The 1,619-nt window shown below is 45.2% G+C and carries 3 protein-coding genes; all 3 read right to left on the bottom strand.

Features of this window, described 5'->3' with window-relative positions:
- Positions 1–813 (bottom strand): ADP-ribosylglycohydrolase family protein (locus tag LDK53_RS22720; protein WP_225288143.1); only part of this gene is annotated, 813 nt, incomplete at its 3' end.
- A gap of 113 nt (positions 814–926) precedes the next feature.
- Positions 927–1,064, bottom strand: a complete 138-nt coding sequence (locus LDK53_RS22725) for a DcrB-related protein (RefSeq protein ID WP_225288144.1) — start codon at positions 1,062–1,064, stop codon at positions 927–929.
- An 11-nt stretch (positions 1,065–1,075) separates the two neighbouring features.
- On the bottom strand, positions 1,076–1,619 hold a 544-nt coding region (locus LDK53_RS22730; protein WP_412174840.1), incomplete at its 5' end, for a bacteriophage T4 gp5 trimerisation domain-containing protein.

The raw sequence follows: 1,619 nt of genomic DNA on the forward strand, positions 1-1,619 counted from the left end.
ACTTGAACGAATCTGGTCGCGAGTTTTTTGCTTATACTCGCCCGCATTTATGATCATTACACGCGCGCACAGTGGGAAAACATGAGGCGAAAAAGTTTCTTCTTTTTGATAACCGTTAATTAAATAGTGCAATACCAATCCGAGAAATTGGCATGCGTTAATTGACTCTACCGCGCCATGCGTTGCTCGACTCTGAGCCTGGGATTCGAAGTAAATCGCACGCAGCGATTTTCGACGAAAGATAGACACCGGAGCTTGACGAATAACCCCAGCATTACCAGCAGTGTGTTTCTCTGTATTACCATACCAGGAAGGTCCGACACGCATATACTGTTCAAGTGCGAATCGCGTCGTATTCCCGATATCGAAGCACCGACCATTACTGCTATTCTCTCCGTCAAGATACCATTTCAGGAGATATTTTCTAAGCACATCGGTGTGCATTCTGTTTTCTGAAAGATAAGTCTCTGCCAGACATAATGCCATGGACGTATCATCTGTCCATTCACCAGGTTTTAATTGAAAAGGTCCGCCACCAATCATATCCGCTACATGTTCACTGTCTCTTTTCTTAAACTCAAGAGTGGTGCCGACGGCGTCCCCAACAGCCAGTCCCACAAGCGCCCCAAGCGCTTTATCACGTGAAACATCTTCTGTCGTAATTAAAGGTAAAGTTGCATCCCAGGCTTGTGAAGAACTCAAATTATCAATACTGTTGCTTCTAATTGCCTTACGGACATTAACTGGCAGGTATGTATGATAGCGATTAGCATAATGATTGATTACTGAGTCTTCGGAATGAAGGTCGATCATGGTATTTTCTTTAATTCCATATTCATTATTCCAGGTTCATCTGACCTGCTGACAACCTCAAACGATGTATTCGGCTTAGCACCAGACGCGTTGTCACGTCATGCAGTCCTTCATTATTTTTTAGAGGCACGAGACACAACAAAAGTAAACTCACTGGCACCATTTTCGCTCAGGGTAAATAAATTCATGGTTCTGTCTTTATATACATCTGGTAACGCCAGCGTAGCTTCCTGGAGAGTATATTCCGCCATACGAGTTACTTTTATTTGTTGGCATTAATAACAAAAAAACTATCCACTTCCTGCTGGATTTCACTTTGATGGGATGACCCAGGAGGATCGATGGCATTGCTTCCACCGGCAGGATTCAGATGCAGTTCACCGCCAAGCGTGTTTATCTGCGCGTTCTGTTTTGCGGTGAAGTTAAAGTTATTACCAATGATATTAACGCTGCCATCTTTTGATAATTCAATGGCGCTTTCACCACACTCCAGCCTCAACGTATTGCCCGCTGAAATAATAAAGTTGTTAACCACTTTATCGCTGCGACTGTTACCCGTCAGGCAAATGACGTCCCCTTTAACGCCCGCCTGCTGATTTTTCACCACCCGTAAGGTTTCATTTTCACCTACAAACTGGGTACGATTTTTTTCCGTGGCATGCGATTCATCATTTTTGACGTTAATATCCAGATTGCGCTCGGCCTGGAGCCACACCTGCTCCGCACCCGCCTTGTCCTCAAACCGCAGGGCGTTGGCGTTGTCGACCGAGCCGTCTTTTGTCCGGCTCATAAAGCCCATCTGCGTC

The organism is Enterobacter sp. K16B (assembly GCF_020216105.1).
Lineage (GTDB): Bacteria > Pseudomonadota > Gammaproteobacteria > Enterobacterales > Enterobacteriaceae > Enterobacter > Enterobacter sichuanensis.

Bases quoted from the DNA above. Each gene is read 5' to 3' on its own strand.
- LDK53_RS22725 (WP_225288144.1), bottom strand. From the start codon at position 1,064: ATGGCGGAATATACTCTCCAGGAAGCTACGCTGGCGTTACCAGATGTA.